Annotated in this window: 3 protein-coding genes; all 3 read left to right on the forward strand. The window is 74.2% G+C overall.

Annotation, left to right across the window (positions count from 1 at the left end):
• Positions 1 to 615 (forward strand): phosphopantothenoylcysteine decarboxylase domain-containing protein (locus F2B26_RS15465; protein WP_328698694.1); only part of this gene is annotated, 615 nt, incomplete at its 5' end.
• 10 nt (positions 616 to 625) lie between these two features.
• Positions 626 to 1,822 (forward strand): methionine adenosyltransferase, encoded by a 1,197-nt coding sequence (metK, locus tag F2B26_RS15470; protein ID WP_159810878.1) that lies wholly within the window; start codon positions 626 to 628, stop codon positions 1,820 to 1,822.
• 24 nt (positions 1,823 to 1,846) lie between these two features.
• The coding region (locus F2B26_RS15475) for a primosomal protein N' family DNA-binding protein (RefSeq protein WP_499679451.1) at positions 1,847 to 2,974 on the forward strand (1,128 nt) is incomplete at its 3' end.

The following is a 2,974-nucleotide window of genomic DNA, read 5'->3' on the forward strand; positions in this document are numbered from 1 at the left end:
GAGCTCGACGACCTCGCCGTAGCCCTCGTGCCCGGGGATGAAGGGCAGACCGGGCTTGACCGGCCAGTCACCCTCGTGGCGGCGCACGTCGAGGCACCGGCCCCGGCCCCGGTCGACGTGGTGACGGTGGAGACCGCGCAGCAGCTGCGCGACGCGGTGCTCACGGCCGCCAAGGACGCCGATGCGGTGGTGATGGCCGCGGCCGTGGCCGACTTCCGGCCGGCAGCCCCCGCTGGCGCCAAGATCAAGAAGACCCCCGGCGGTGCTCCGCCGGTGATCGAGCTCGTGCAGAACCCCGACATCCTCGCCGAGCTGGCCGCCGACCGTCCGCGGGCCGAGCAGGTCGTCGTCGGGTTCGCCGCCGAGACCGGCGACGGCGCCGCGACCGTCCTGGAGCACGGGCGCGCGAAGGCGCTGCGCAAGGGTGCCGACCTGCTCGTCGTCAACGCCGTCGGCGAGGGGCGCGGGTTCGAGGTCGCCACGAACGACGTCACCGTCCTCGACGGTGCGGGCGAGGTGGTCGCCACCGCCGCCGGCACCAAGGACGAGGTCGCCGATGCCGTCTGGGACCAGGTGGTGCACCTCATGGCATCACGGCCCCCGTCATCCTCGTAGTCTTGCCCCTATGGCTTCTGCGCGTCTGTTCACGTCCGAATCGGTGACCGAGGGCCACCCCGACAAGGTCTGCGACCAGATCTCCGACTCCATCCTCGACGCGATCCTCGAGCAGGACCGCTCGGCACGGGTCGCGGTGGAGACGATGGTCACCACGGGGCTCGTGCACGTGGCAGGTGAGGTCACGACCTCCGCCTACGTGGAGATCCCGCAGATCGTGCGCGAGGTGGTCCGCAAGATCGGCTACACCTCCTCGCTCATCGGGTTCGACGGCGACTCGTGCGGGGTCTCGGTGTCGATCGGGGCCCAGTCGCCGGACATCGCCGCCGGCGTGGACAAGGCGCTGGAGAGCAGGCAGGACTCCGCAGGCTTCGACCCGCTGGACGCCCAGGGTGCGGGCGACCAGGGGCTGATGTTCGGCTACGCGTGCGACGAGACGCCCTCGCTCATGCCGCTGCCGATCTGGACGGCGCACCGGCTCGCCGAGCGGCTCGCCGCCGTGCGGCGCTCGGGTGAGGTGACCGGTCTGCGTCCGGACGGCAAGACGCAGGTGACCATCGAGTACGACGGAGACCGCCCGGTCCGCGTCGCGGCGGTCGTCGTGTCCAGCCAGCACGACCCGGACGTGTCGCTCGAGACCCAGCTCGCGCCGCAGATCGCCGAGCAGGTGGTCGCACCGGTGCTGGCCGAGCTGTCCATCCAGACCGAGGGCCACGACCTGTTCGTCAACCCGACCGGAGCCTTCGTCGTCGGTGGTCCGCAGGGCGACGCCGGTCTGACCGGACGCAAGATCATCGTGGACACCTACGGCGGGATGGCGCGGCACGGCGGCGGGGCGTTCTCCGGCAAGGACCCGTCGAAGGTGGACCGCTCCGCGGCCTACGCGATGCGCTGGGTCGCCAAGAACGTCGTCGCGGCGGGCCTGGCCCGGCGGTGCGAGGTCCAGGTCGCCTACGCCATCGGCAAGTCGCACCCGGTCGGGCTCTACGTCGAGACGTTCGGCACCGGTGTCGTCGGGGACGACGTTCTCTCGCGCGCCATCGAGCAGGTCTTCGACCTGCGACCGGCCGCGATCATCGCCGACCTCGACCTCCTGCGGCCGATCTACCGCAGCACGGCCGCCTACGGGCACTTCGGCCGCGAGCTGGCGGACTTCACCTGGGAGCGCACCGACCGCGTCGACGCGCTGCGCGCCGCTGTCGGCTGACCCGTGTGGGCGGTCGGTGAGGGGATGCCACCCGTGACCGACGCCGTGCAGCAGTCCCTGGCCGGCATGCCGCGCACCCGGACCCGACCGGCGGCGGACCCGGTGCAACCTGCGGCCAGCTTCCCGGTCGCCCAGGTGTGCGTCGACGTGCAGCCGGCGCACCTGGACCGGCTGTTCGAGTACCTCGTGCCGGCCGATCTGGACCCCGTCGCGGTGCCCGGGGTGCGGGTCAAGGTGCGGTTCGCCGGCAAGGACGTCGACGGCTGGTTGATGGCGCGCACCGGGCAGGCCGAGCACACCGGTCGGCTGCTGCCGTTGCGCAAGGTGGTCTCGGCCGAGCCGGTGCTCGCCGGACCGATCGCCCGGCTCGCCCGCGCGGTGGCCGACCGGTACGCCGGGACCCTCGCCGATGTGCTGCGGCTCGCCGTGCCGCCTCGGCACGCACGGGTCGAGGCCGAACCGTTCGAGCTGCCCGCGGTGACGTCGCCGCCCGACGCCGCGCAGACGGCCGCCGCGGAGGATCACCCCGCCGGCACGGGCAGCACGCCGTGGAGCCGGTACCGGGGAGGGGACGCGTTCTGCCGGTACGTGCGGTCCGGCGCCGGCCCGCGTGCGGTGTGGTCCGCGCTGCCCGGCGCGCCCGGCGAGGCCTGGCCGGACGCCGTCGCGCACGCCGTGCTCGCGGCCCTCGCGGGAGGGCGAGGCGCGCTCGTCGTGCTGCCCGACGCCCGCGACCTGGCCCGCACCGCCGATGCCCTGGTCGCCGCTGGGCTGCCCGCGTACCGACCGGGGGGAGCGTCCGGGTTCGTGACGTTGACGGCCGACCTGGGCCCCGCGGCCCGCTACCGGGCGTTCCTGGCCGCACGGCGCGGTCTGGCGCGGGTGGTGATCGGCACACGTGCCGCGGCGTTCGCCCCGGTGGCGGACCTGGGCCTGGCCGTGTGCTGGGACGACGGGGACGACCTGCACGCCGAGCAGCGCACGCCCTACCCGCACGTGCGCGAGGTGCTCGCGCTGCGCAGCGAGCTCGAGGGCTGTGCGCTGCTGCTCGGCGGCTACGGCCGCTCGGTGCACGCCCAGGCGCTCGTGGCGCGGGGCTGGGCGCGACCCGTCGAACCCGACCGCGCCACGGTGCGGGCGGCCACCGGTCGG

The sequence above is a fragment of the Cellulomonas citrea genome, assembly GCF_009829685.1.
GTDB lineage: Bacteria > Actinomycetota > Actinomycetes > Actinomycetales > Cellulomonadaceae > Cellulomonas > Cellulomonas citrea.